We start from the raw sequence: 24,554 nt of genomic DNA on the forward strand, positions 1-24,554 counted from the left end.
AATGTCATTTGAAGCAGAACGTGTCTGGATGACGAAGGTCTTTGGCGACGGCGGCCAGTTAACTCAGAATCTTCAAGACGAAATCGACAATCTCATCGCGCGTGAAAAGGCCATTGAGGCGCTCAATTCCAGTGAGGATTTCGGAGAAACAAAACAGGCGCTGCGCGACGGCCTGCGTGAGTTGGGTCTTGTCGTCGAAAGAAAGAACCACGGCCTTGACGCTGCAATAGCTCTTTCCAACCCAGCGTTGGGGGTGGCTTGGAATGCGGCAGACGTAAAATTCCCGAAGACCATTAAAGTACTGGCGCAAGTGGACGGAGACAAAATCCCGGTCGAAATCCAGGACAGCGAATGGGACAGTTTTGCAGATCGCGCGGGCGAGTTTGTAGGCCTCAAGAAAGGTGAGGAGACATTCGAATTCAAGTCCGATGCGGCGGCCACCGCGATCCGCGAAATCTTTGACATGTTGCGGCCGCTGGTTGAAAAGTCGAACGAATTGGCGGCGATGGTCGACAAAAAAGGTGAACGCCTGTTCAGCGACCGAGATATCGAAAAAGAATTGTGGACACCGTTGGTTCGTGAAGGGGTTATCCCGTCAAACCTTGTGCCTGACAGTTTCTCGGAAGGTATGCAGGTATTCAAGAATGCGGCCGCCGTCTACACCGAATTGATGGCCCGCGAAGAAGGTAAGGAGATGAAGGTGGCGGGGGTCGACAAGGCGCTCCGCCGTGGCAAGCTGCTGATGACGGCCGCCAATCTTGGGGCCAGTCAGGCGCTTCACTACGCCAATATCTCGATCACCGAGGCCAGTCGCGAGGATTTGGCGAAGTTCATCAACTTCAAGGAAGAAAACATTGCGCTGGATGAAGACCTCGACGTCGACGAGATGCCCGACGAGTACAATGACCTCGTGATAGAAGGTAAAACCGTCGCCGAGATCAAAGCATTGCCGAAAGCGGACAGACCCGAGATCACCGAAGCCGACCTGACCAAGGCCAAATACCTCAAGGACAATCCAAACGAGGAACTTTCCTATAAGGACTGGTTGGATAAGGAAGAAGCTTCGCTGTCCGAGCAAATCGAAGAAGAAGAAGACCCCGAAAAAATCGAACAGCTTCGCAATGAAAAGGACGGGGTTCGATACGAGAAAAACCGTCTCAAGTTCGGTGGTTTAACAATTAACGACGAGAAAACTCTGGATGAACTCGCTGCAGACGACAAGAAAGTCACCCAGTTACAACTGACGCGCGCCGAATTCGACGCGCAAAAGAAAGATGGGATTAAGGACTACGACAAATGGCTGGACGCGCAGATCAAAAGTGCGGAAGGCGAGGAAAAAGAGAAATACGAAGCCGCGAAGCTGACACAGCAATACGGAAAGTTCGTCGCTCAGGACGCCGCACGCAAATGCGGAGCCGCAGCAGCCATTGGAGCGGTTGAGGCCGCTCAGGCCTATAGGGCGAAACAGGAAAAACGGCGCGATATTGGTATTCAACTGGCAGGTGCCTTTGCTGACTCGGTCGCGGCAGGCATCACTAGCGCAACCGAAGCAGAAGACCTGACCACGAACGCAGATACCCAGAACCGTCAACACAAAACCAAATTCGGGATATTGGCAGGCAAAGCGGGTTTAAAAGCGGTGTCCAAACTCACTCAGGTCGCCGAGGGTAGGAAAACCCTGAAAGACCCCCGCGAGCTTGTGGTCGGAGCCATCGCCGATATCTGCGACGCTGCAGGCGAGTCGATGTCAGCATCGGGAACCAAGGGCGACGACGGTGGCTGGGGCGACACCGGAAATGACAGCCGGGATGAGGCATCCTCCTGGGGCATGCTGGCCAAGGGAATGGGTCTTTCGGTTACAATGATCGACAAGATGGTAGCCGCCGCGCAGAAAGGCGACTGGGACGATTTCGCCAAGCAAGTGCTTCTATTCACGACCTCTGGCCCGTTTACCGGAACAGCCGGGTTGATCGGTGACGCGGTCCGTGAAGACAAGGATGCCGATGACATCGAGGCCGGCTGGGGTGGCCACGGCAGCGATGCAGATTTTGCCGTCACCGCCAGAATTGAAGAAGAACATGCTGAAGGCCAATCCGAATTCGGGATGAGCAAATACATGGCCACAGTCAACGACCAGCGCGACATTATGGAGGAAACAAGAGAACTTTCGAAACAGATGGCCGATGAGAGCTTTCGCAAGGACAAGGTCAAAGTTCAGAAGGCGTATCAAAAAATTAGGGACACGGCCAAAAGGCTGAACATCCCCGAGGATCAAAAGGACCTCAAGCTGTTCATGTCACTGGATCCGGGCAAGCTTGACCCCGAAACGGTCGCAGACGCGGTTTTCAAAATGCTGTCTGTTTGCGATCGCGCTACGCATAATGATGTCCGCGCTGTCGCAGATATGAACTTGTCGAAAGAAGATGAGAATAAAATATTGGGTCAGATGGAGGTTTTGGGCGATCGTGTCGAAAAGCTGCAGGATGATCCGGACGGGGACAACCCAGAAACCGAGGACGAAATCCGCGGTCTCTATGACGACATTTCGAAAACTCTACTCAAGGACCCGGGGTTCCGCGCTGTTATCGAAGCCGACATGGAGGAAGAAGACGCCTGGCTTGAAGACCTCAAAAAGCAGGCCGATTTGAAGCGTTTGGATAAATTCAATGCGGACCCCAAACTCTATCAGGAAGAGTATGAAAAGGCGATGTCGGCGGTCGAACAGCTGACACTTGAGGTGAAAAAGACCGAACAACGCATCAAGATTGCCGATCAGGCCAGTAAGGGGGCGACAGGTATTATGTTGGCTGCGGTGCCCGCGGCCGGATTGATTGGTAAAATTCGAACTCTGGTCATGGATAGCGTTAAGCTGCACCGACGACGCAAATCCCTGTCCAAGTGGTCCCGCGAAATGAACGCGATCGCCGGAAGCTACAGCCCATATGAACCTGCTGTGGTTGGGGAACGCGATGCGCTGATCAAAGGCACCATACACGACGCTGCCGAAGTTGCTGCTGATATTGCTGGTGTCGGTGCAGAAGCTGCGCGTCTGGCCGATCAAACTCATGTCGGCGCGGCAGCTATGACCAGCATCGAAAAGATCGGAAAATTCCTGAATAAATTCTGGTTCGAGAAATACTCGCGGGATCGGATCAAAGAGGGATGGGAGTTGTTCCTGCTGGCCAGGGCAGAACCCAAAAACCGGAGGCTGGCCCGCCAGGCGATCAAGGTTAACACGACGCTGGGCAAGTGTGTGCTGGCTTATGGTGCCTGTATAGACGGTGACGCACAGGCGCGCCGGGCGTTGCAAAGCTGTGGGCTGACCCCCGAGGTGTTCGAGGATTCCGATGACGTATGTCAGGGTGTAGTCGAATATCTTCGCGCGGCATTGCAGGACAAGGAATTTGAGACCATCGGCTCAAACGCGGATGTCAGCTGGTTACCATGCGATATCGAAATGAATATCGAGTCCTGGTCAATGATCAAAGCCAGCGCGGTCAAATTGAAACCAGGATTAGACCCGAAATATTTCAAGACTGCCGAGATCAACGCGCTTTTGTTGGACTTCGAGATTCCAAAAAAAGGCGCATCGAAACAGGAACTGCGCGACGCGGCACGGATTGGAAGTGATCTGTCAAAGGCACTGGACAAATTCCGGCCGCTGGATACGCAAAAAAACCTTCACTCGCCGATGATCGTAGTCACACAGGAACTGAAACATAACGTAGATGTGGCGAACGATCGCATCATCGCGCGCGTTGCCAAAATCCCTGACGATTGACAGACAGCGGGAGATGCAGAACGCTGAAACAGACCGTTCGACTGTTTCAGCGTTTGAACTTCTGGGCTTCTAATATGATGACAATCAGGCGTTTGACAAACGCGCGTCCACATATTCCCAATTGACAATGCCATCGACAACAGCAGCAACGTATTCTTTGCGGCGGTTGCGATAGTCAACGTAGTAAGCGTGTTCCCAGACATCGACGCCCAAAAGAGGGAACATGTCGTGCACCAGCGGGTTCTCACCATTCGGTGTCGAAAGGACAACCAGTTTTCCCGACGTGTCGACAGCCAGCCAACCCCAGCCGGACCCGAATTGTTTACTGGATACGTTGATGAACTGCTCGCGGAAGGCTTCGAAACTGCCGAAGTCACCTTCGATCTTCTTCTTCAGAGCTCCGGGTACACCGGTGCCGCCGGGGACCAGCATTTTCCAGAATTCCGAGTGGTTCCAATGCTGACCGGCATTGTTCAAAACAGTCTGGTATTTGCCACGATCCGCTGCTGCAGTCTTGATGATGCTTTCAAGAGATTGACCTTCAAGGCTTGTCCCCGGGATCAGCTTGTTCAGGTTGCGCGCATAACCAGCAGCGTGTTTGCTGTGGTGCAACTCCATGGTTTCCGCACCAATAACGGGCTCCAGAGCGTAGTAGCTGTAGTCAAGGGACGGCAGCGAGTAGGCTTCGCCAGCGCTTACCGATTTTGCCAAGGCAGGCGTTGCTGCGACCAACAAGCCCGAGCCGGCAGACGCAAGAAAACCGCGACGTGAGAGAGTCATTTTTCATTCCTTTCCATTGTCTGTCGATGGACCCGACAGATGTCCCTAAAACACCTACGCGGGGGTTTTATTCGGAAAGGTGGATGTACAAATCGCCGCAGTGCCCGACGGCAAACAGGGTCGCATTAATATATGATATTCGTTCGGAACTAGCTAATTGATTATTCCAGCTCGACAATATCTTTGCAGATCTTGGTCAGAAATTCAGTTGTCGTTTGGACATGCGGATAAGGCGCGATGTCACTATGGGTTAGTATCCATAAGTCCAATGACTGTGTCAGAAAGCCTGGCAGGGCTTCGATAAGATCCGGGTGACCCGCCGCCATGAATTTAGGCAGCGCGGCAAATCCCAACCCACTCCTCACGGCCATCAGTTGGGCATTCACATTGTCTGTTCTGGCAGCAACATTGCACTTACCAGTGATTTTACGAAACTCGGTTTCCTGTACAGTTTGACTTAGCGCGCCCGTGGCCACGATGACGTTGTGACCCAGAAATTCCTCTAGTGACCGGATCGGTTCCAAATCGCACAAATATTCTCGCGATGCGTATATGCCGAATTTTACAACACCCAACTTCTCGCTGTTGACACGGTACGCTTCGGGCTCACCCAACCGCACGGCAATATCAGCCTCGCGGTTATGCAAGTTGGTTTTTTTGTTCGACAACAAAAGGTCGATCTTGATGTGCGGGTTCAGCGAATGGAATTCAATGAGTTTAGGCGCCAGCACCGAGGCACCGAACCCCTCTGGTGCGGTGACGGAAACACGGCTGCCCTTAAAGCCAAGATGACCACGGGCCACCTCACCCATATGGCAAAGCTCAGTTTCGATCCGTTGCGCGATTTGCAGGATATCATCACCGATGGGAGTTAGCGTAACACCGCTGGACCCGCGCTCGAACAGTGGCAAAGAAAGCGACTTTTCCAGCTCACGTAACTTACGCCCCACTGTGGCCGGGCTTTCCGAAAGCTGCGTCGAGGCCGTAGCGATGCTGCCCGAGCGCGCAACACACACCAGAAACCGCAACAAATCCCAATCTTGGACAGGAATTTTCTGGAAATCATCTGATAGCTGGCCGTTGTCGCTCATGGGGTCATACCTTTGATCATTCCCTATTTTTTCACATTTCCACGGGAAAAAAACCGTCTTCAACTTTACTTGTGACTTCGTGAGGGGAAAAAATTATTCTCTTTAAAACAGCGCGTTAATAAATAGTTCAGGATCACAACCCAATTGATGATCCCCCCTTCATTTTTGAACAGTTGAGACGGTTTCTTCCAAGCGCAGGTTACCCGACGTGAGCGCAACAGCGTTTACTTATTAGCTTGGAGTGCAAAATGAACCCCGAAGAAATAATGAACCCGATTATCGAAGGCGACGATAACGACAATCAACTGATGGGAACACCCGGAGACGATATTATCAACGGTCTGGGTGGTGATGATCAGATTGAAGGTCTCGGCGGCAACGATACTCTGATCGGCGGTCTTGGCAATGACATGCTGGACGGCGGCGAAGGTATCGACACTGCAGCCTTTAATGACATCGACGTCCCAGTCGAAGTTGATCTGCCCGCAGGTGAGGCAACACGCGAGACCGGTTTCTCGGTCACGGTCGATGAAGCACCTTTCGTAAACTTTGCCGATCCCGAAGACAGCCTGGTAGACGAAGCGCTGGCCGGAAACCTGTACTATAACATCCACACCGCCGACTTCCCAGCTGGTGAGATCCGTGGTCAGTTGCTGGTCGACGAAAACAACCTGGATCAGGATGGCAACGGTACGCTGACCCTGACCGCGGTACTGGATGCGGCGCAAGAACCTGGCCCGCTGTCTGACTCTCTGGCAACCGGCACGGCGACTGTCACAGTGACCGTCGTTGACGGCGTTGCGACCTACTCGTCGGAACTGTCGGTAACTGGTCTGGCCGTATCTGACCTGCTGACTCCGATCCCAGGCGTCGTATCTGCCATCCACCTGCACAACGCTCCCGCTGGCCAGAACGGCCCGGTTGTACGTGATACGTTGGTTGACGCAGGCGCCGAACTGGCAAGCGCAGAAGAAGTTTCGGAAAACCCGTCGGGCGTTCTGTCTGTTGAAGACGTAACCGATGCCGTGACCGAAACCGACACTCTGACCAGCATCGAAAACATCATCGGTTCCGACGATCCTGACAACCTGATCGGTGACGAGAATGACAACGTTCTGACCGGTGGTCTGGGCGACGACATTCTGGATGGTGGCGAAGGTATCGACACTGCCGCGTTTAACGACATCGACGTTCCTGTCAGTGTTGACCTGCTTGAAGGAACAGCAACACGCGAAACCGGCTTCTCGGTCTCGATTGAAGACGCACCTTTCGTGAACTTTGCTGATCCGAACGACAGCCTGGTTGACGAAGCGCTTGCCGAAGAGCTGTACTACAACATCCACACCGAGGACTTCCCCGGTGGTGAGATCCGTGGTCAGTTGCTGGTTGCTCAAAACAACCTGGACGAGGACGGCAACGGTACGGTCGTTCTGACCGCGCGGTTGGACGCAGCACAAGAACCCGGCCCGCTGTCGGATTCCGAAGCAACCGGACTGGCGACCGTGACCGTCACTGTTATTGACGGCGTGGCAACCTACTCGTCCGAACTGTCGGTAACCGGCCTGGCCGTATCCGACCTGCTGACCCCGATCCCAGGCGTGGTTTCCGCGATCCACCTGCACAACGCACCTGCCGGTCAGAATGGCCCGGTTGTGCGTGACTCGCTGGTTGACGCAGGTGGCTTCCTGGCAAGCGCCGACGAAGTCTCCTTTAACCCCTCGGGTGTGACCAACATCGAAGAAGTGACCGAAGCAGTCTCTGAAACCGATACCCTGACCAGCATCGAAAACGTCATCGGTTCGAATGACGGTGACGAGATCATTGGCGACGACAATGACAACGTTCTTGATGGTCTGGACGGTGACGACATCCTGCGGGGTGGTGCCGGAAACGACACTCTGAACGGTGGGCTTGGCGATGACCTTCTGGACGGCGGCGCAGGAAACGACATCCTGAACGGCGGCGAAGGTGACGACACCCTGCTGGGTGGCGGCGGAACCGACGTCATCGACGGCGGCGAAGGCTTCGACACCAACGACTTCTCCAACATCAACCTGGGTGCCGAAGATCCGACGATCGCAGGTGTTCGTGTCACGCTGGCTGCTGATGGCAGCGGTACGGCCGTGTACAATGGCGGTGGCGGAAACGGTCCGTTGATTGAGGAAACCTTCACCAACATCGAGAACATCACCGGTTCGTCCAACGATGACGAGATTGTTGCGACAGGTGCTGCACCGAACACCATCGACGGTGGTGCAGGTGATGACTTCATCGCTGGCGGCGGCGGTCTGGATGACCTGAGCGGTGGCGAAGGTATCGACACCAACAGCTTCCAGGGCATCGGTGCCGAAGTGATTGCTGATCTGGCAACAGGAAGCGCATCTTACGCGCCGAATGAAAACGTCACGATCTTCGAAAACTTCGACGGCTTTGAAAACCTGGATGGGTCTGCCAATGACGACCAGCTGTTTGGTGACAGCGGCGCCAACACCCTGACCGGCAACGACGGCAACGACCTTCTGGTTGGCCGTGGTGGCAACGACATTCTGGAAGGCGGCGAAGGCAACGACGTCCTGCAAGGCGGCGGCGGTAACGACATCACCGATGGTGGTGAAGGTATCGACACTGCTGATTTCCAGGACATCGGGTCTTCGGTCACAGCCAACCTGGCGAACGGTACTGCAACCTACGCAGCACCCAACGGCAATGCGGTTGCGGACCAGCTGATCAGCATCGAAAACCTGACAGGCTCGGAAAATGACGACTTCCTGACTGGTGACGATGGTGACAACCTGTTGGCAGGTGCTGCTGGTGACGATGTCATCAATGGTGGTGCAGGCAACGATGTCATCCGTGGTGACGCGGTTGGTGACGGCGAAGCGATTACCGTTACGGTAACCAACACTCTGGGCGAAGGCGGAACCTTCCTGACCCCCGTGTGGTTCGGCTTCCACAATGGCGAGAGCTTTGACCTGTTTACCGAAGGTGAAGCGGCAAGCCAGGGTCTGGAACGTCTGGCAGAAGATGGCAGCGTCGAAGGCATTGCGGCTGAATTCAACCAGCAGGTTGGTGACAACGGTGTGGATGCGACCATTCTGGGTGGCCTCGGTGCGCCGGGACCGATTGATCCGGGTGAAACGGCCAGCTTCACGCTGAACGTCAACACGGCTCAGGTTGGGCAGGGCTTCTTTACCTGGGCAACCATGGTTATCCCGTCAAACGACGCCTTCCTGGCCGTGCCGGATGACGCCTTGGCTGATCCGATCTTCGACGAAGAGGGCAACTTCCTGGGGCCGCTTGTCATCGAACGCTTCGGCAACGACGTTCTGGACGCTGGCACCGAGGTCAACAATGAAGAAGGCGCCGCCTTCCTCAACCAGACCGCGCGTGATCAGGGTATCGTCGAGAACGGTGTCGTGGGTCAGCACCCGGGCTTCAACGGTTCGGAAGGCAACCCCGATGGCGAGCCTGTCAACATTCTGGGTGGCACAACTGCTGCCAATACGATTGTTGACCCGATCGAAGGTGACTTCACCCGCAACAACGGCCAAGAGCAGCTGCTGCGCATCGTGATCGACATTGCCGAAGGTGGCGATGACGAGCTGTTCGGTGGCGCAGGTGACGACATCATCGACGGTGGTCGTGGCGACGACATCCTGGATGGCGGTGCCGACAACGACACCCTGATCGGTGGGTCCGGTCGCGACACGTTCACGTTCCGTCGCGGAACGGGCTTCGACGTCGTGGCTGACTTCTCGACCAGCGTTGAAGACGGTGACTTCCTGGATGTGTCGGACTTTGGTGTGACGCAGCTCGAAGAGCTGAACATCACGGCAGACGGTGAAAACACCATTATCGACCTTGGCAATGGTGATCAGGTCACGCTCGAAGGGGTTGCCCCGAACGAGCTGGTCGCTGAGAACTTTGTCTTCGCCGAAGAAGTGGTTGTTGCACCCACCAACGGAGACGACGATCTGGTTGGCGGCGTCGGTGACGACGAAATCGAAGCCGGTAATGGTGACGATGTTGTCGAAGCCGGTGCAGGCAACGATGTTGTCGACGGTGGCAATGGCGATGATGATCTGGACGGCGAAGCCGGAAACGATCAGCTTATCGGCAGCAACGGTGACGACGATCTGATCGGTGGACTGGGCGACGACAACCTGGATGGCGGCAACGGCGATGACCTTCTGGAAGGCGGCGAAGGTGCCGACATTCTGGACGGTGGTCGTGGTGATGACATCCTCGACGGTGGTCTGGGCAACGACATGATCGAAGGCGGCCGCGGCAACGACATCATTGATGGCGGTGCGGGAGACGACGAGATCTGCGGCGGTACCGGTGATGACATCATCAACGGCGGCACCGGCAACGACCGTCTGGAAGGCAACCGCGGTGCGGATACCTTCGTCTTCGAAGCCGGACTGGGTGACGATGTCATTGCTGACTTCGAAGCCTTTGCCAACGGCGACACTCTGGACCTGACCTCGGCAGCGTTCGATCTCGACGAATTCGCGGATCTGGCCGCGGTTGCGTCGCAGGACGGTGATGACGTTGTCATCGACCTGGGTGCCGAAGGCAGCATCACGCTGCTTGGTGTCCAGCTGGCCGATCTGAACGAAGACAACGTTCTGGTCTAACCCAAACTCGGCGGCGGCCTAGACGGTCGCCGCCGTTCCATTCCTTTATGTCAGAAAGAGGGCCACCATGTCCCATAGTCCCCTCAAACGTACCGAGCTTGAGCAAGCGTTTCGTGCTGCTCGCCCGGGCCTTTTTGCCACCGGCGCCATCAGTATGGTGATCAACCTGACGATGTTGACCGGTCCTTTGTTTATGATCCTGGTCTACGACCGGGCACTGCCCAGCCAAAGCTACCAGACCCTGTTCGGTCTGAGCGTGTTGATGTTGGGGCTGTATCTTGTGTTCGGCGTGTTGTCCCTGGTCCGGTCGCGTATCCTGATCCGCATCGGCAACCGGCTGGGCAACACTCTGGAGAAACGCGTTTTCCAGGCGCAGATCGAGCGGTCGGTCAAAGAAGGTGGTGCCAAAGGGCGCGATGCCGTAGGTGACCTTGGTACGTTGCGTGATTTCATGGGCGGTTCGACCCCGGCCGTTATATTCGACGCGCCGTGGACACCGATCTACCTTGGTTTTGCCTATCTTCTGCATCCCTGGCTGGGCTATGCCGGTTTGGCTGGCGTCGCGTTCCTGCTGGTTGTTGCCATGGTGAACAACGTTCTGACCCAGCGCGGTGTTGCACGGGCCAATCAATTCCTAACCCGCAGCAACCGCGTGCTGAATGACGTGTCACGTAACCATGAAGTGGCACACGCCATGCGGATGCGCGACGATCTATATGACCACTGGAACGGCCTGAACGGCCAGGCCCAAGTCAAACAAAGCCAGATCAGCGACATGGCGGCAACCCTGTCTTCGATCTCTCGTACTGTTCGTCTGGTCCTTCAGTCCGCAGTCCTGGGTCTGGGTGCGTATCTGGCGATTTCAGGCGATCTGAGTGCCGGTTCGATCATTGCCGCATCCGTTCTGGTCGGTCGCGCATTGGCCCCGGCCGAACAGGCGATCGGGAGCTGGCGTCAATATGTGCTGGCTACTGCCGCGCGTAAGCGACTGAATTCTCTTCTCGAGGATTACCCACCGTCCCAGCCTTCGGTTCAATTGCCTCAACCCCGCGGCGTTCTGGAACTGAAAAACGTCTTTGCTACAACCCCAGACGGCGCGTCTACCGTGTTGCGGAATGTATCGCTTGCGCTGGACCCGGGTGAAGTTCTGGCCGTCATCGGCCCCAGCGGATCAGGTAAGTCCACCCTCGCGCGCGTGATTGTCGGTACTTTGGAGCCGAACCGAGGCAGCGTGCGCCTGGACGGCGCGGACATGAACTATTGGAACGCGCTTCAACTGCGGGACTCGGTCGGTTACATGCCTCAGACTGTGGAACTGTTTGACGGAACGGTACGCGAGAATATCGCCCGTTTTCAGGCAGACGCATCTGACGAAGATGTCGTTGCAGCAGCGCAGGCGGCCAACGCTCACGACCTGATCCTGAAACTGCCCAATGCGTATGACACACCACTGGGTGAAAGCGGCAGCGCATTGTCCGGAGGCGAGCGTCAGCGGATCGGATTGGCCCGGGTTCTGTATAAGAACCCATCTCTGATCGTGCTGGATGAGCCGAATTCCAATTTGGACGCGGCAGGTTCCGCGGCCTTGGCCATGACAATCGATCGCCTCAAAAGTGAGGGCCGTACCGTTGTCATGATTGCTCATCGTTTGGGCGCCCTGAATCAGGCTGACAAGGTACTTGTCATGGATAACGGCATGGTTTCGGCCTACGGCCCGCGGGATGAAATCCTTCGGACATACTCCGAAAACCGCAACAAGAAATCAACCGAAAGCGCCGAGAATGCGGCACCAAAACGTGAGGGCAAGACCAATGCGTAACGCAAAGACAGCTCCGGCAGACAAGATCGGCAACTGGGTTCTTTTGGGTGTGGCAACCATGAGCCTGATGTTGGGCGGATTGGGCTACTGGTCGATGGCAACCCGGATCGACGGCGCCATTGTAGCCCCCGGCATGGTCGCGCTGGAGACAGATCGCCAAACGGTGCAGCATCTGGAAGGTGGGATCATCTACGAGATCCACGTGTCAGAAGACGACGCGGTCAAGCAAGGTCAGATTCTTGTCAGTCTCGATACTACGCGTGAACAGGCGGAACTGAATGCGCTCAGCAGCCAGATCGCGTCCCTGACTGTCCGCAAAGCGCGTTTGCAGGCCGAGTTGAACGCGCAGGACTTCATGTCTTCCGCTGCAGAGTTCGCCCAAACCGCAGACTACAAGGAGATTTTTGAAAGCGAAGCACAGCTGTTCGAAAGCCGCTCGATGGCTAAGCACGCGAACATAGCCCAGCTGGAAACTCAGAAAGAGGCCCTTTTGGCGCAGGTCGCAGGCTTGCGTAGCCAGATTAAATCTCAAGAAGCCAACAAATCGCTGACCCAGGAAGAACTCGAGACTGTTTCGATTTTGAACGAAAAAGGCCTGGCGAACGTAACCCGTCTGCTTCAGGTCCGCCGGGCGGCATTGGATATCGAGGCCAGCCTGTCCACGAACACGGCTCAGATCGACAGTGTCATGGCACAGATAGCCGAGGTGGAAAGTGCTTTGGTCAGTAACGCAGCAACCTCACGAGAAGAAGTGTCGACCGAATTGTCCGATGTCTCTCAGCGGTTGCGTGAAGCGTTGGAGCGTAAAACAACGGCTGAGGATCGTATTGCCCGCAGCCAGATTCTTGCTCCGCTGGATGGCCGGGTTCTCAACCTTGGTTTTCACACAAAAGGTGGGGTTGTCGCTCCGGGTCAGGCGCTTATGGATATTGTGCCTGTGGCCGAGCAGCCCATCCTGATGGCCAACATTCCCGTCACAGAAATCGACCGCGTCGTGCCCGGTCAAGAAGCCCGCGTTCGGCTGACCGCCTTCAACTTCAACCAAACTCCGGAATTAAATGGATCGGTAAAGTGGGTCTCGGCTGATACGCTTTCGGATCCCGCGACCGGCGCGGTCTACTACAGCGCTGAAGTGGAAATTCAGGAAGCCGAGTTTTCAAAGATTGAAAACAAGGATCTGGTTCCCGGTATGCCCGTTGAAGTACTGGTTTCAACCGGAGAACGCCTGGTCATCTCATACCTGTCACGGCCCATTCGTGACGCAATGACCAAGACATTCCGCGACGAATAAAAACCCTGCCCCGCCCGTTTGTGGCGGGGCATGTTTACAGGCCAAATCAATGCGTATTTCACTAGAGGCTCTTGAGTCCTTTGCGATCTTGTGTCGGGTTAAATCCTATTCAAAAACCGCAAAAGAATTAGGGCGGTCCCAGCCAGCAATAAGCAATAGAATACGCTCGCTGGAAGCGTTGGTCGGGTTTGACCTGTTCGAAAACGGTGACGCCAGCTTAACCCTGACAGATAACGGCCGCGAATTGTTGGATTGCAGTCAAGAGATCCTCCGAAATGTCCATCGCATTCGCAGTATCTGCGATCCAGCGCGTATTCAGCCGGTTCAAATTTCCTTCGTGTCGACCGTCGAATCTTTCTTGAACCCTTACAAGATATTCAACTCAGGAACAGATGGCAGCCTGTCGTCCTTGTTTATCGAATTGCTGAATTCCGAAGACATCGAAAGCAAAATCCGGAGTTTGAAGAGAAACATCGCGTATACGGTGACTCAGGAGGACAATGCACCGCTTCTCAAGAAGAGCTGGCCGTTTACTATGCGGTGGATTTCAAACAAGGATTTTTCACTGAAAGAAAATATGAAGGGCTTTCAACTGCCGATAGTCGAGCTTTCGGATAACGCAAGATTTTCCAAGGTCTTTTATTCCAAACTCGAATCTTTGGGTATTGAGTATAAGCCAGTGTTTCGGGCAGAAGGGATCAGTACATATTTGAATGCCATTTCGGCCGGTGTCGGGATCGGATGTATTGGTGACTTATTTGTGGTTCATAAAATGAAGTCACGAAACCTGAGCTTTCTGGACGCGCAGATCGGAAATCTTGGGACATTTTACTTAAGCAGATTCAACGATGACGGCCTGTCCGCAGACGCGTTAAGAGCAGTTGGCATTTTCGACAAAGCTGTAAGCAACCAAAAATCTATACAAGATGAGTACTATTCGACGGCCTAGACGGCGCAAGTTTCATGGATTCCCGGCACAATACTGGTTTCACCGAACGGCGAAACTGACGGCAGGCAGAATTCATTTCGACTAGATCGCTGGCTCTGTTGCTATCTGACAGATCGAGCGTAACTCTCGTGCCGCATGTTCGGAAAAGTCAGGTGCGGCAGACTGCGGCGTTCCAATCCTAAAATGTGCGTTCCCGATATAGCTTGTCGTGAACACGGTGCTCTCTTACTTGAACCAAGGTGCTTTATATCAGGACTGGGAAAAGAGCGTTCCTCAGATCGCTCTTTTCATCGCGCCGATTTCTGACTCGAGATACGTTCAGCTTAACGGACGTAACACATCCGTATCCTAAGTCGTTAAGGCAGACCCCGAGCCAGGTTATCCAAAAAGTTCATCCCTACTACCAGGAATTATAGGATAGATATTTGCCCGACATCTCGACCTTGACGCGATCGCCTTTTTCATTCGGCACGCGCGTCACCTGCATGTCGAAATCAATTGCCGACATGATGCCAGTTCCGAATTTTTCTTCGATCAACGCTTTCAGTGTCGGGCCGTAAACGCCGACGATTTCGTAAAAGCGATAGATGCACGGATCAGTTGGCACGCTTTGTTCCCAGACCTTGGTTGGCGGCTCAGTCAAAACGCTGGCGGCCTCTTGCGGCAGGGCCATAAGCGCGACCAAGGCGTCGGCCTTGTCGGCGGGGAAAGCGTTCATGCCCATGCAGGCAGAATGGGTCCAGACCGGCGACATGTCGATTTTCTCAGCGATACCTTCCCAGGTCAGTCCAGCCTGCTTCTTGGCCGACAGGATCATCATGGTGACATCTTCTTTGGTCATCATAGTTGGGATTTCGATTGTGTCTTTCATTGGGTTTCCTCCTGTTTGGAATGTCTGTTCCTGGCGCTTTCAATCATTGACCGCGCGCAGTTGCGGATTGCTCTGGTCCTCGGTCTTTTCGGTCAGGTCGATAGTCACCGTCTCGGGTCGCTGCGCGGCGCCGTCGCTGGCCTGACCGGCCAATTCCTTGGAACGTTGTCCGAGGAACTGAACCAGATGGTTGCGGATCGCATAATAGTTGGGGTGATCGACAATCTCAGTCCGGGTACGAGGCCGGGGAATGGTGATCTCAACTGACTCCGCCACCCGAGCGAAGGGGCCATTGGTCATCAGCAGGATGCGGTCAGCCAGCAGGATTGCCTCATCTATGTCATGAGTGATCATGAACACGGTCTGCTCGGTTTCGCTCCATACCTTCAGCAATTCGTCCTGAATGGTGCCGCGGGTCAGCGCATCCAGTGCGCCGAATGGCTCATCCAACAACAACAGCTTGGGCTGATTTGCAAAGGCCCGCGCGATCGACACGCGTTGACGCATCCCACCCGAAAGCTGGCTGGGTTTACGATGAACCACATCGCCTTCAAGTCCGACCTTGGCCAGAAAGGCGCGGGCGTGTTCCTCGACCTTGGCAGCAGGCCAGTCGGGATAGCGCGCCTTCACGCCAAAAGTCACGTTTTTCAACGCCGACAACCATGGCAGCAGAGAGTAGTTCTGGAACACCACGCCGCGATCCAGCGAGGGACCCGAGACCTCGAACCCGTCCATCTTGACCACTCCCGAGCTGGGTTCGGCCAGTCCGGCTAAGATGTTCATAATCGTGGATTTGCCGCAGCCGGAATGGCCCAGAATACAGACGAACTCTCCTTTTTCGATGCCAAAGCTGGCGTTTTCGAAGACGGTCAGGGTGCCCCCTTGACCGTCGGGGAATTGCTGGGTCAGCAATTCAATACTGAGAAACGGTTGGCTCATTTGAAACGCTCCTTACTCGGCATAGGCCACGGCGCGTTGCAGGTAGGCAAAGGCCGAATCCAGCAGCATGCCAACGACGCCGATCATGAGGATGGAAAAGATCACCGAGGTGAGGTCGAGATTGTTCCACTCGTTCCACACATAGTAGCCAATGCCGGTTCCCCCCACGAGCATCTCGGCCGCGACGATCACTAGCCATGCAATGCCGATGGATATGCGCATCCCGGTGATGATCGTGGGCGCAGCTGCGGGCAGGATGACAGTAAAGGCAGTGCGAAACGGCCCAAGTTCGTGCGTGCGTGCGACATTGACCCAGTCCTGACGGACCCCGGCCACACCAAAGGCGGTGTTGATCAGCATCGGCCAGATCGAGCAGATGAAGATCACGAAAATCGCGCTTGCCTCACTGTCCTGAATGATGAACAGCGCCAAGGGCATCCAGGCCAGCGGCGAAATAGGTCGCAACACCTGAATGAACGGGTTGAATGCCTTGTAGGCGACCTGACTCATCCCGATCAGGAACCCTAAGGGGATCGCCACGAGTGCAGCCATCAGGTAGCCGGTCAGAACGCGATAGATCGAATAGCCGATCTGAATGCCGATCCCCTTGTCATTTGGACCTGCGTCATAGAACGGGTTTGATAGTTGCTCCCATGCTTTGGCGAGGACCTGACTTGGAGGTGGCACACCCGCCTTGGGGGCACCGCCGCCAGTCAGGCGCTCGTATTCCGTGAGCTCTCCGGCGGCTTTCTGGGCGGGGATGGCCGCCTCCCAAATCAGAAGGCCGACCACCAGCATCACCACCGACAGCAGCGCCGCGCGCTGGTTCAGGGTTAGATTGTCCAACATTTACGAGGCTTTCCCGATTGCAAAGCTTTTGACATAGCCTTCAGGGTCTTTCGGATCGAAGGTCTTGCCCATGATGGTGTGGGATTTGTAGGTCACGTCCGGCGCGTCGTACCCTAGGTCGGTCATGATCTTCTTGGCATCGGCAGCCAGATAGACTTGCTCGGCCACGCCCTGATAGTCGACGTCGCCCTCAATGTACCCCCAGCGTTTCATCTGGGTCAGGATCCACACACCCATCGAGTGCCAGGGGAACGGGTCAAAGTCGATCCGGTCAGGTACGCGCTGCACTTCACCCAAGCCGTCCGCGTAGGTGCCGGTCAGAACCTGCTCGATCACGGGAACTGGTTGGTTCAGGTAGTTTGTCGGCGCGATGGCTTCCGAGATGTCCTTGCGGTTATCCGGGTTCGACGCGAACTGAGTGGCGTCGATGATCGACTTGAGCAAGGCGCCATAGGTGTTGGGCAATTCGGTGGCAAAGCTTTGCGGCGCGGCAAAGGCGCAGCATGGGTGGCCCTCCCAGATGTCCTTGGTCAGAGTGTGGATGAAACCAATCCCTTCCCAAACGGCGCGCTGGTTGAACGGGTCGGGCGAGAGATAGCCGTCGAGGTTCCCTGCGCGCAGGTTGGCAACCATCTCTGGCGGCGGCACCACGCGGATTTGGATATCGACATCGGGGTCCAGCCCGAACTCGGCCACGTAATAGCGCAGCAGGAAGTTGTGCATCGAGTATTCGAACGGCACACCGAAGGTGAACCCCTTCCACTGGGCCGGGTCGCGCTTGTCCAGATGTTCGTTCGACAGCACGATGGCCTGCCCGTTTATGTTTTCAACGGCGGGCATGATGTAAGGCGTCGCGACCGATCCCGCGCCCATGGTCATCGCCAGCGGCATCGGGGTCAGCATGTGACTGGCGTCATATTCCCCTGACAGGGACTTGTCACGCGCCACGGCCCAGCCAGCCGTCTTGATAACCTGCGCGTTCAGACCGTAGCGTTCGTAGAAACCCATCGGCTGCGCCATGATGATCGGTGTCGCGCAGGTGATAGGGACAAACCCAATATTCAGGTCGGTTTTCTCGGGTGTTCCCAGATTGTCCAGAATGGCTGCCTTGGCCTGATCCAGAGGAAAGACCGAAGCCAGCGCCGCAGCGGCCGTACCGCCCCCCAACATCCCCATGAAGGACCGGCGATTGATGTCACTTTGACCAAAGATCGACCGCACAATTGCACTTTCGACGACACGCTCGGTGATCTGCTCGGCAGACATGAGTTCGGGTTCGGCGTGATCTTTGTCATGCCCGTGACCGGATAGGCATCCATCGCAGCCACAATCCGCGCCATGGCGTAAATCGGTCTTTTCTGAGAACGGGTTTCCAAGGCTCTTGATCGTCATGATTTTCCCCTGTTTCGCTAGATTTGCGGCCATGGTGGCAGGCGTTCCGATCGCGAAACAGAGGGCGCCCAAAATTTGTGCGCCCTAAAAAATATATGTTTGTCAGTTGGTTAATGTGACTTCCCCCGGAAGAAAATTACGAGATTTCGTTAATTACGAAATCTCGTATTCTCGGACCGCGCTGCGGCATTACTTTGGTAGCATGACGCTCGATTTGCTTTCCTCCGATTCCCTGCTGCAAGCCTTGCCCGAAGCAGCTTTGGTTCTGGACACGACGGCTGACCGAATTGTCGACTGGAATCGTCACGCCACCGATTTACTGGGCGGCACGGTTCCGCTGCCATTTTCCTACTACTTGGGCGATGCGCTGCCTCAGTTTATCGTCTTCATGGAAGAGGTCGACCACCGGACCGAGGGCTGGACACGCGATGTGCCGCTGACAACAGCGTTTAAGGAGCCATTGCGCTGCGAATTGCGCGCCCGAATGATGCCAGGAAAACCAGGTTGGGTGATGATGACGATTTCCAATTTGGACACACTGGATCGCAGGGCCGAACAAGCGGCCACGGCAGAGACCTTTCGAGGCGGCCTTGTCGAATGGCAGCGCACCCAAGGCTTCTTTGCCGAACTTGAACGTCAGAACCAACTTATCCTGAACGCTGCGGGAGAAGGAATCTATGGCGTCAATGCCGAGGGCAAAACCACATTCGTCAATCGCGCCGCGCAGGAAATGCTGGGATGGACGACCGAAGACCTGCTGGGAAAAGACATCCATTCCATGATTCACCATCACCACCTGAACGGTGAAATCTATCCCGCACGACAGTGTCCGATTTACCGTTCGTTCCGGTTTGAACAAGTGCACCGCATCGAGGACGAGGTGTTCTGGCGCAAGGACGGCAAGCCAATCCGTGTCGAATATGTCTCGACCCCTATTTATGATCAACAAGTTTTGGCGGGGGCTGTGGTCATCTTTCGTGACATTACTGAACGAAAAGAAAACGAACGAAAGCTGCGCGAAGCGTTAGACGAGGTTGCCGCCCTGCGCGACCGGCTGGAACAAGAGAACGCGTATCTACAAGAAGCCATCACGTCAGAGCGTGCCCATCACGATATCATCGGAATATCTCCGGCGATCCGGCAAATCGTGACTCGTATTGATCTGGTAGCCGGAACAGACGCAACCGTTTTGATCTCGGGCGAAACGGGAACCGGCAAATCTTTAGTCGCGACCGAAATTCACAAGGCCAGCGCACGCGCCCGACGTCCGCTGATCCATTTCAAGTGCAGCTCTGTCGCGCCGGAGCAGGTCGAAGCGGAACTGTTCGGCCAAGTTCGCGGCGCCCCCAACGGGGCCACTCGGGACAAGCCCGGCAAGCTGGAGCTGGCCCATGGCGGGACCCTGTTTTTAGACGATGTCGAGGAACTACCACTTGAAATACAGGGAAAATTCCTGGCAGCGCTGCAAAATGGGAAAGTTCAGCGTCTTGGCGACACTCGGGAAAAGCCCATCGACATCCGGGTTATCGCCGCGACGGCATTGACCGAAGCACAGGCGCGTCGGGCGGACCGCATCCGCGAAGACCTATTTCTGTTTCTCAGTGTTTTTCCAATCACCTGCCCACCACTGCGCGACCGCCCCGAGGATATCGCTCCATTATCGCTGCACTTGTTGAAAATTGCCTGCCGAAGACTGAACCGCCCGGTCCCGAAACTGACCGAACACGGTGTGCAAAAACTGTTAGGCTATAACTGGCCAGGAAATGTAAGGGAGCTTCACAACGTGATGGAGCGCGCCGCCATCGTATCGCAGGATTCAAAAATGGTGATCGAACTTGCCGGCCAAACCTTCGAAACCGCGTCGAACCCCACTGTACGTACCGAAGCGCAGATGCAGGACCTGATCCGCGCAAATCTAGTTTCTGCACTACGCGAAACTCGTGGTCAGGTTTCCGGAGCAAACGGAGCAGCCGCACTTTTGGGAATGAAGCCAACTACTCTGACTTCGCGTTTAAAAACCATGAGCATTACAGACAACGAATGGGAGTAACTAACTATAATCAGGACAGCGTTGCCAACTTTTTTGCGCGTGATTGAGAGGGGTGGGGCCGGTTCCTGCCAGACGTTCATTTCGGCAACATAACCTCCCAGAGGCCGAAAGCATCGGTTCTGGCGTGACGGAATGAGACGATGGAGATTTGATAGCGGCGAGGTCGAAAAACGGTGTTGAACTGGTCGTGGGTGGCACGAAACCTTGGCACCTGTTTTGGCGACTTAAAGCGCCCCCTGAGCTTTTAACGCTTTCGAATGGGTCTGTGTGATCCTTCGACCCGGTTGTTCAACCCTTTGTGTGCTCGATGAGCCGCGCCCGGTGCAAGATCGCGGATCGGCTTGAAATAGCTTCGCAACTTGTCCCCAGTCTGAGCTACCGGTACGCCCGGGAAGCAGGTTCAGAGGCCAGAGCGGATGTCGGAAAATGGATCGATTTCTACAACCGAACGCGTCCGCATTGCGCACTTGGCGGCAAGTCGCCAGCCGTGGTCTATAGCGGCGGGAAAGTCTGGGCACCGGACAATGACAAAACTTATATCGGCAAACTGCTGCTGAACGGCGATGTCTTGACCATGTCCGGCTGTGTGCTGGGCTGCGTCATCTGCCGCGGCAGCGATTTTACCCACATCAAGTAAGACGTCAGGACGGACATGTTCACCTGTCCGCCGTGATATGGATCTTTAGTCATCCGTTGACGTCTAACTGGCAAGACGTGAGGAGCCTTAGGTCTGACGTTCCAAATGCCCGCGTTCGATCACAAAGACATCGTCGACCACGCTTTCTGAATGGGTGAAATCGGATTCGGCGATCAGCACGGTCAGATTCTCGCGGCTGAGGTTTCCGATCACCTCCATCAGGCGTTTGGCCAATGCGGGAGCGACGCCTTCGAAAGGTTCGTCCAGCAACAACAGATTGGACCCCGACACCAGCGCCCGGCCCAAAGCGACCAGCTTTTGCTGACCGCCACTGAGCGTCATGGCCTTGCGGTCGGCAAACCGGGCGATCTCGGGCATCAGGTCATAGACATAATCCAGCCGCGCGTGATTGGTGCTTTTGGTGGCCCAGAGCGGCACCAGAATATTCTCTTCAACGGTGAAACGCGGCACCAAACGTCGGTCTTCGGGCAGATACCCGATCCCCAGAGGCGCCCTCAGATGAGCTTTTTCCGTATGCAGGTCGCGGTGATTGAACTGAATACTTCCGCCCTGCGCGTCCAGAATACCCATGATCGCGCGCATCAGCGTGGTCTTGCCCGCCCCGTTGCGCCCGATCAGCCCGCAGGTCTTGCCGGTCTGAATCTCAAGGTTGACTGAGCGCAGAATGGGAACGCGGTTGATCGACAGGTCCAGGTTTTCAATGCTCAGCATACCTGGGCCTCCGATCGGCCCGCGGCTGCGGGGTGTTTGCGGTGCAACTCTGATCCAATCACGAATTCCTGCACTTTCTGGTCGTTCAACACATCGCGGGTGGGGCCGTCCGACAGGATCGTGCCCTCGTAAAAGGCGACGCAGCGTGGCGAAAAGGCCTCGACGATCTCCATGTCATGTTCGATGAACAGCACAGCCGTATTCGCCGATTTCAGAGCCTGAATGAGGTTGGCCATGAACGCGACCTTTTCTTCGTTGCTGACCCCGCTGGTGGGTTCATCCAAAAACAGCAGCTTCGGGTTGGACACGGTGGCCATGGCGATATCCACCAGCTTGCGCACACCCTGCGGAAGGACCGAGATTTCATCAGCGGCGTATGCGTCAACACCAAACTTTTTCAGAAGGGTGTGGGCTGCTTCTTCCAGTTGCGGAGACAGCGCCGGGCGCAGCAAGGCCGGGCGCGCATTGCCCGCGATGGTCAATGCGATCTGGACGTTTTCGATCACCGTCAGCTCGGGGAAAAGCTGCGGGATCTGGAATGACCGGCACAGCCCCATGCGCGTGATCTTGCGGGTCGAAAGCCCGGTTATGTCGCGCCCGTCGAAAAGGATCTGCCCGGATGAGGGTTTGAGATACCCGGTTGCCATATTGACAAACGTGGTCTTGCCCGCCCCGTTCGATCCGATCACGCCCAGAACCTCACCCGCATGGATCGAAATGTTGATATCCCGCGCGGCACAGACCGGGCCAAAGTGTTTTTCAAGCTTTTTGGTTTCAAGAATGGCGGTCATGTCATTCACCCGCGTGTTCTGTGCCCGCAGACCGGGCGGATTTGGACTTGCGTCGGGCCACCAGCGACCAAAGGCCGTGCGGCAGGAAAATGATGATCAGCAACATCACAGAGCCAAGGATCATTTGCCACGTGTTCGGCGACAGCTCGACCGCATAGATGCGCAGGATTTCCAGCAGGAATGTGCCGACCATCGGTGCAGCCACACTGCCGGTGCCCGACAGGATCGCGGCAAAAACGAACTGCCCTGACGTGGTCCAGTTGGTCATTTCCGGATCGACATGCCCCAGTGCCAGCGCCCACAGCACCCCGCCCAGCGAGGACACAACCGCAGCCACCATATAGGTCACATGCACCACCTGATGCGCCGAGGCCCCCAGATACTCCACCCGCAGCTCGTTTTCGCGGATCGCCTCATTCACATAGCCAATCGGGCTTTTGAGGACGCGGTTCAGGATCACCGCACATCCGATGGCGATCACGCAGGTCAGCGCGAACAGAACAACGAACGCCTGATTTTCATCCGGGTGCCAGCCCAGATAGCTGGGCGACGGCAGGTTGAACCCATCGGTACTGCCCAGGGATTCTGTCCGCGACAACAGCCCGAACATGATCATCGACACCGCAAGGCTGAGCATCGCAAAAAAGATCTCGCGATAGCGACGCAGCAAAAAGCCCAGTACAAAAGACAGCGCCATCGCCGCCAGCACCCCAAGCGCCAACAGCACGAACAGGTCGGTGATGCCCAAAAACTTGGCGGCCAGACCGGCCGTATAGCCGCCTACGCAGAAATACAGCCCCTGCCCGAACGACACCAGACCCGCGCGCATCTGCACCATCACGCCCAGAGCCACCAGACCGGTCCCCAGAGAGACCTGAACATAATTCACCACCCATTTCGGCAGCACAAAGGCCAGCGCGATCAGGATCGGAAGGGCTACAAGCAGCCCGATTTCGGTTGGATCACGACGCATGATTAAATCTTTCTGCTTTCAGCCAGCGCAAACAGCCCATAAGGCTTGACCGCAAGGACACCGGCCATGGCCAGGTAGATCGAGAACAGCTCGGCCGGCGGATAGAGATGGACCGAGGCGGCACGGGCGAACCCGACAATCAGCGCGCCGATCATGGCACCTTCGATCGACCCCATGCCGCCGATCACGATCACGGCAAAGGACAGGATGACAATCTCGGCTCCGATCCCCGGCGAGACCGAGATTTCGGGCGCGGTAATCGCCCCGCCAAGCGCGCCCAGCGTCGCGCCCACGATGAAGGTCACGGTAAAGAACCGGGTCACGTTGATCCCCAGCGCGCCGCTGATTTCGCGATCTTCGATGACAACCAGCAACAGCCGCCCGACGCGGGTTTTGCCCAGCACAACGAACAGCGCCGCGCCCACAAGGAAAGCGGTGCCGATGGTGATGAATTTGTAGACAGTGTACGGAATGCCAAAGATGTCGATGGTGCCGAAATGATAGGCAGGTTGCCACGCCACATACGATTCCGTGCCCCATATCAGCTTGGTCGCGTCCTCCAGGATCAGGAATACCGCATAGGTCACCAGAACCATCAGAACCTCTTCGCGCCCATACATGAACCGCAACACACCGCGCTCGACCAGCAACCCGCTGAGCGTTCCGGCAATCAGGGCCGCCACAGGGATTAGCAGGAAAGTCCCGATCACCGGCGCGCCCGTCGACATATAGACCCCGATGATCCAGGCCGCGCTATAAGCGCCGATGGCGTAGAACGCACCATGGGCGATGTTTAGGATGCGCATCACGCCAAAAACCAGCGTCAGGCCAACCGATGAAAGGAACAGCCAGGACGCAAATCCCAGCCCGTCAACACTTATCGCGACGAGTGTCTGCACCATTACCTCCAGAAGTGAATTGCGAGGGGGAGGGTTGCGGATCAGGCAAGGCGCACCCTGCCTGATCCAA

Annotated in this window: 16 protein-coding genes and 2 pseudogenes; 7 read left to right on the forward strand and 11 right to left on the reverse strand. The window is 55.9% G+C overall.

What is annotated here, in order from left to right; genetic code table 11:
* The first annotated feature begins 1 nt into the window (after position 1).
* Complete coding sequence (locus ACR3EG_RS01560) at positions 2 to 3,781, forward strand: VanW family protein (RefSeq protein ID WP_480482309.1); 3,780 nt, start codon at positions 2 to 4, stop codon at positions 3,779 to 3,781.
* A gap of 84 nt (positions 3,782 to 3,865) precedes the next feature.
* Here ACR3EG_RS01560 and ACR3EG_RS01565 read toward each other — a convergent pair whose 3' ends face one another.
* A complete protein-coding gene (locus ACR3EG_RS01565; protein ID WP_480482311.1) occupies positions 3,866 to 4,561 on the reverse strand; it encodes a superoxide dismutase in 696 nt (231 codons plus the stop codon).
* A 161-nt stretch (positions 4,562 to 4,722) separates the two neighbouring features.
* On the reverse strand, positions 4,723 to 5,652 hold the full coding sequence (locus ACR3EG_RS01570) for a LysR family transcriptional regulator (protein WP_480482313.1): 930 nt from the start codon (positions 5,650 to 5,652) through the stop codon (positions 4,723 to 4,725).
* A gap of 248 nt (positions 5,653 to 5,900) precedes the next feature.
* On the opposite strand from ACR3EG_RS01570, the gene ACR3EG_RS01575 reads away from it, so the two are divergent.
* From ACR3EG_RS01575 to ACR3EG_RS01590, 4 genes are all read left to right on the forward strand, one after another.
* Positions 5,901 to 10,292 (forward strand): CHRD domain-containing protein, encoded by a 4,392-nt coding sequence (locus ACR3EG_RS01575; RefSeq protein ID WP_480482315.1) that lies wholly within the window; start codon positions 5,901 to 5,903, stop codon positions 10,290 to 10,292.
* Between the two features lie 67 nt (positions 10,293 to 10,359).
* Positions 10,360 to 12,111: a type I secretion system permease/ATPase gene (locus ACR3EG_RS01580; RefSeq protein WP_480482317.1), complete on the forward strand. Its 1,752-nt coding sequence runs from the start codon at positions 10,360 to 10,362 to the stop codon at positions 12,109 to 12,111.
* Positions 12,104 to 13,402, forward strand: coding sequence for an HlyD family type I secretion periplasmic adaptor subunit (locus ACR3EG_RS01585; RefSeq protein WP_480482319.1), 1,299 nt, complete (start codon positions 12,104 to 12,106; stop codon positions 13,400 to 13,402). The genes ACR3EG_RS01580 and ACR3EG_RS01585 overlap by 8 nt, the downstream gene beginning before the upstream one ends.
* 49 nt (positions 13,403 to 13,451) lie before the next feature.
* Positions 13,452 to 14,351, forward strand: a complete 900-nt coding sequence (locus ACR3EG_RS01590; RefSeq protein ID WP_480482321.1) for a LysR family transcriptional regulator — start codon at positions 13,452 to 13,454, stop codon at positions 14,349 to 14,351.
* A 400-nt stretch (positions 14,352 to 14,751) separates the two neighbouring features.
* Here the strand turns inward: ACR3EG_RS01590 and cynS are convergent, their stop codons facing one another.
* Genes cynS through ACR3EG_RS01610 form a run of 4 tightly spaced genes read right to left on the reverse strand, consistent with a single transcriptional unit; the run spans position 14,752 to position 18,402 of the window.
* Complete coding sequence (cynS, locus tag ACR3EG_RS01595) at positions 14,752 to 15,222, reverse strand: cyanase (RefSeq protein ID WP_234899485.1); 471 nt, start codon at positions 15,220 to 15,222, stop codon at positions 14,752 to 14,754.
* 39 nt (positions 15,223 to 15,261) lie between these two features.
* Entirely contained in the window at positions 15,262 to 16,161 is a 900-nt protein-coding gene (locus ACR3EG_RS01600; RefSeq protein ID WP_170754386.1) for an ABC transporter ATP-binding protein, read from the reverse strand.
* Positions 16,162 to 16,173: 12 nt separating this feature from the next.
* Positions 16,174 to 17,010, reverse strand: a complete 837-nt coding sequence (ntrB, locus tag ACR3EG_RS01605; RefSeq protein ID WP_170355267.1) for a nitrate ABC transporter permease — start codon at positions 17,008 to 17,010, stop codon at positions 16,174 to 16,176.
* Complete coding sequence (locus tag ACR3EG_RS01610) at positions 17,011 to 18,402, reverse strand: CmpA/NrtA family ABC transporter substrate-binding protein (RefSeq protein WP_480482323.1); 1,392 nt, start codon at positions 18,400 to 18,402, stop codon at positions 17,011 to 17,013.
* A gap of 202 nt (positions 18,403 to 18,604) precedes the next feature.
* On the opposite strand from ACR3EG_RS01610, the gene ACR3EG_RS01615 reads away from it, so the two are divergent.
* Positions 18,605 to 20,452, forward strand: a complete 1,848-nt coding sequence (locus tag ACR3EG_RS01615; protein ID WP_480482325.1) for a sigma-54 interaction domain-containing protein — start codon at positions 18,605 to 18,607, stop codon at positions 20,450 to 20,452.
* Between the two features lie 71 nt (positions 20,453 to 20,523).
* Here the strand turns inward: ACR3EG_RS01615 and ACR3EG_RS01620 are convergent.
* A pseudogene (locus ACR3EG_RS01620) lies at positions 20,524 to 20,819 on the reverse strand (DDE-type integrase/transposase/recombinase); the annotation flags it as partial.
* Positions 20,820 to 20,825: 6 nt separating this feature from the next.
* Here ACR3EG_RS01620 and ACR3EG_RS01625 point away from each other — a divergent pair.
* Positions 20,826 to 21,089, forward strand: a pseudogene (locus ACR3EG_RS01625) (integrase core domain-containing protein); the annotation flags it as partial.
* Between the two features lie 87 nt (positions 21,090 to 21,176).
* On the opposite strand, the gene ACR3EG_RS01630 reads toward ACR3EG_RS01625, so the two are convergent.
* The 4 genes from ACR3EG_RS01630 to ACR3EG_RS01645 are packed head-to-tail and all read right to left on the reverse strand — an operon-like array spanning position 21,177 to position 24,484.
* Complete coding sequence (locus ACR3EG_RS01630) at positions 21,177 to 21,821, reverse strand: ABC transporter ATP-binding protein (protein WP_480482327.1); 645 nt, start codon at positions 21,819 to 21,821, stop codon at positions 21,177 to 21,179.
* Positions 21,815 to 22,612, reverse strand: a complete 798-nt coding sequence (locus ACR3EG_RS01635; RefSeq protein ID WP_480482329.1) for an ABC transporter ATP-binding protein — start codon at positions 22,610 to 22,612, stop codon at positions 21,815 to 21,817. Before ACR3EG_RS01635 ends, ACR3EG_RS01630 begins: the two co-directional genes overlap by 7 nt.
* Position 22,613: 1 nt before the next feature.
* Positions 22,614 to 23,585 carry a branched-chain amino acid ABC transporter permease gene (locus ACR3EG_RS01640; protein ID WP_480482331.1) on the reverse strand — a complete coding sequence of 324 codons (972 nt, stop codon included), beginning with the start codon at positions 23,583 to 23,585 and terminating at the stop codon, positions 22,614 to 22,616.
* A gap of 2 nt (positions 23,586 to 23,587) precedes the next feature.
* Complete coding sequence (locus tag ACR3EG_RS01645; RefSeq protein WP_209197742.1) at positions 23,588 to 24,484, reverse strand: branched-chain amino acid ABC transporter permease; 897 nt, start codon at positions 24,482 to 24,484, stop codon at positions 23,588 to 23,590.
* Positions 24,485 to 24,554: the final 70 nt, after the last annotated feature.

Source organism: Ruegeria sp. AM7, from assembly GCF_056535965.1.

Excerpts from the sequence above, each read along its gene's own strand:
- ACR3EG_RS01630 (WP_480482327.1), bottom strand. The coding sequence starts at position 21,821 with ATGCTGAGCATTGAAAACCTGGACCTGTCGATCAACCGCGTTCCCATT.
- ACR3EG_RS01635 (WP_480482329.1), bottom strand. The coding sequence starts at position 22,612 with ATGACCGCCATTCTTGAAACCAAAAAGCTTGAAAAACACTTTGGCCCG.
- ACR3EG_RS01560 (WP_480482309.1), top strand. The coding sequence starts at position 2 with ATGTCATTTGAAGCAGAACGTGTCTGGATGACGAAGGTCTTTGGCGAC.
- ACR3EG_RS01590 (WP_480482321.1), top strand. The coding sequence starts at position 13,452 with ATGCGTATTTCACTAGAGGCTCTTGAGTCCTTTGCGATCTTGTGTCGG.
- ACR3EG_RS01600 (WP_170754386.1), bottom strand. The coding sequence starts at position 16,161 with ATGAGCCAACCGTTTCTCAGTATTGAATTGCTGACCCAGCAATTCCCC.
- ACR3EG_RS01565 (WP_480482311.1), bottom strand. The coding sequence starts at position 4,561 with ATGACTCTCTCACGTCGCGGTTTTCTTGCGTCTGCCGGCTCGGGCTTG.
- ACR3EG_RS01575 (WP_480482315.1), top strand. The coding sequence starts at position 5,901 with ATGAACCCCGAAGAAATAATGAACCCGATTATCGAAGGCGACGATAAC.
- ntrB (WP_170355267.1), bottom strand. The coding sequence starts at position 17,010 with ATGTTGGACAATCTAACCCTGAACCAGCGCGCGGCGCTGCTGTCGGTG.
- ACR3EG_RS01580 (WP_480482317.1), top strand. The coding sequence starts at position 10,360 with ATGTCCCATAGTCCCCTCAAACGTACCGAGCTTGAGCAAGCGTTTCGT.
- ACR3EG_RS01610 (WP_480482323.1), bottom strand. The coding sequence starts at position 18,402 with ATGACGATCAAGAGCCTTGGAAACCCGTTCTCAGAAAAGACCGATTTA.
- ACR3EG_RS01615 (WP_480482325.1), top strand. The coding sequence starts at position 18,605 with ATGACGCTCGATTTGCTTTCCTCCGATTCCCTGCTGCAAGCCTTGCCC.
- cynS (WP_234899485.1), bottom strand. The coding sequence starts at position 15,222 with ATGAAAGACACAATCGAAATCCCAACTATGATGACCAAAGAAGATGTC.
- ACR3EG_RS01585 (WP_480482319.1), top strand. The coding sequence starts at position 12,104 with ATGCGTAACGCAAAGACAGCTCCGGCAGACAAGATCGGCAACTGGGTT.
- ACR3EG_RS01570 (WP_480482313.1), bottom strand. The coding sequence starts at position 5,652 with ATGAGCGACAACGGCCAGCTATCAGATGATTTCCAGAAAATTCCTGTC.
- ACR3EG_RS01640 (WP_480482331.1), bottom strand. The coding sequence starts at position 23,585 with ATGCGTCGTGATCCAACCGAAATCGGGCTGCTTGTAGCCCTTCCGATC.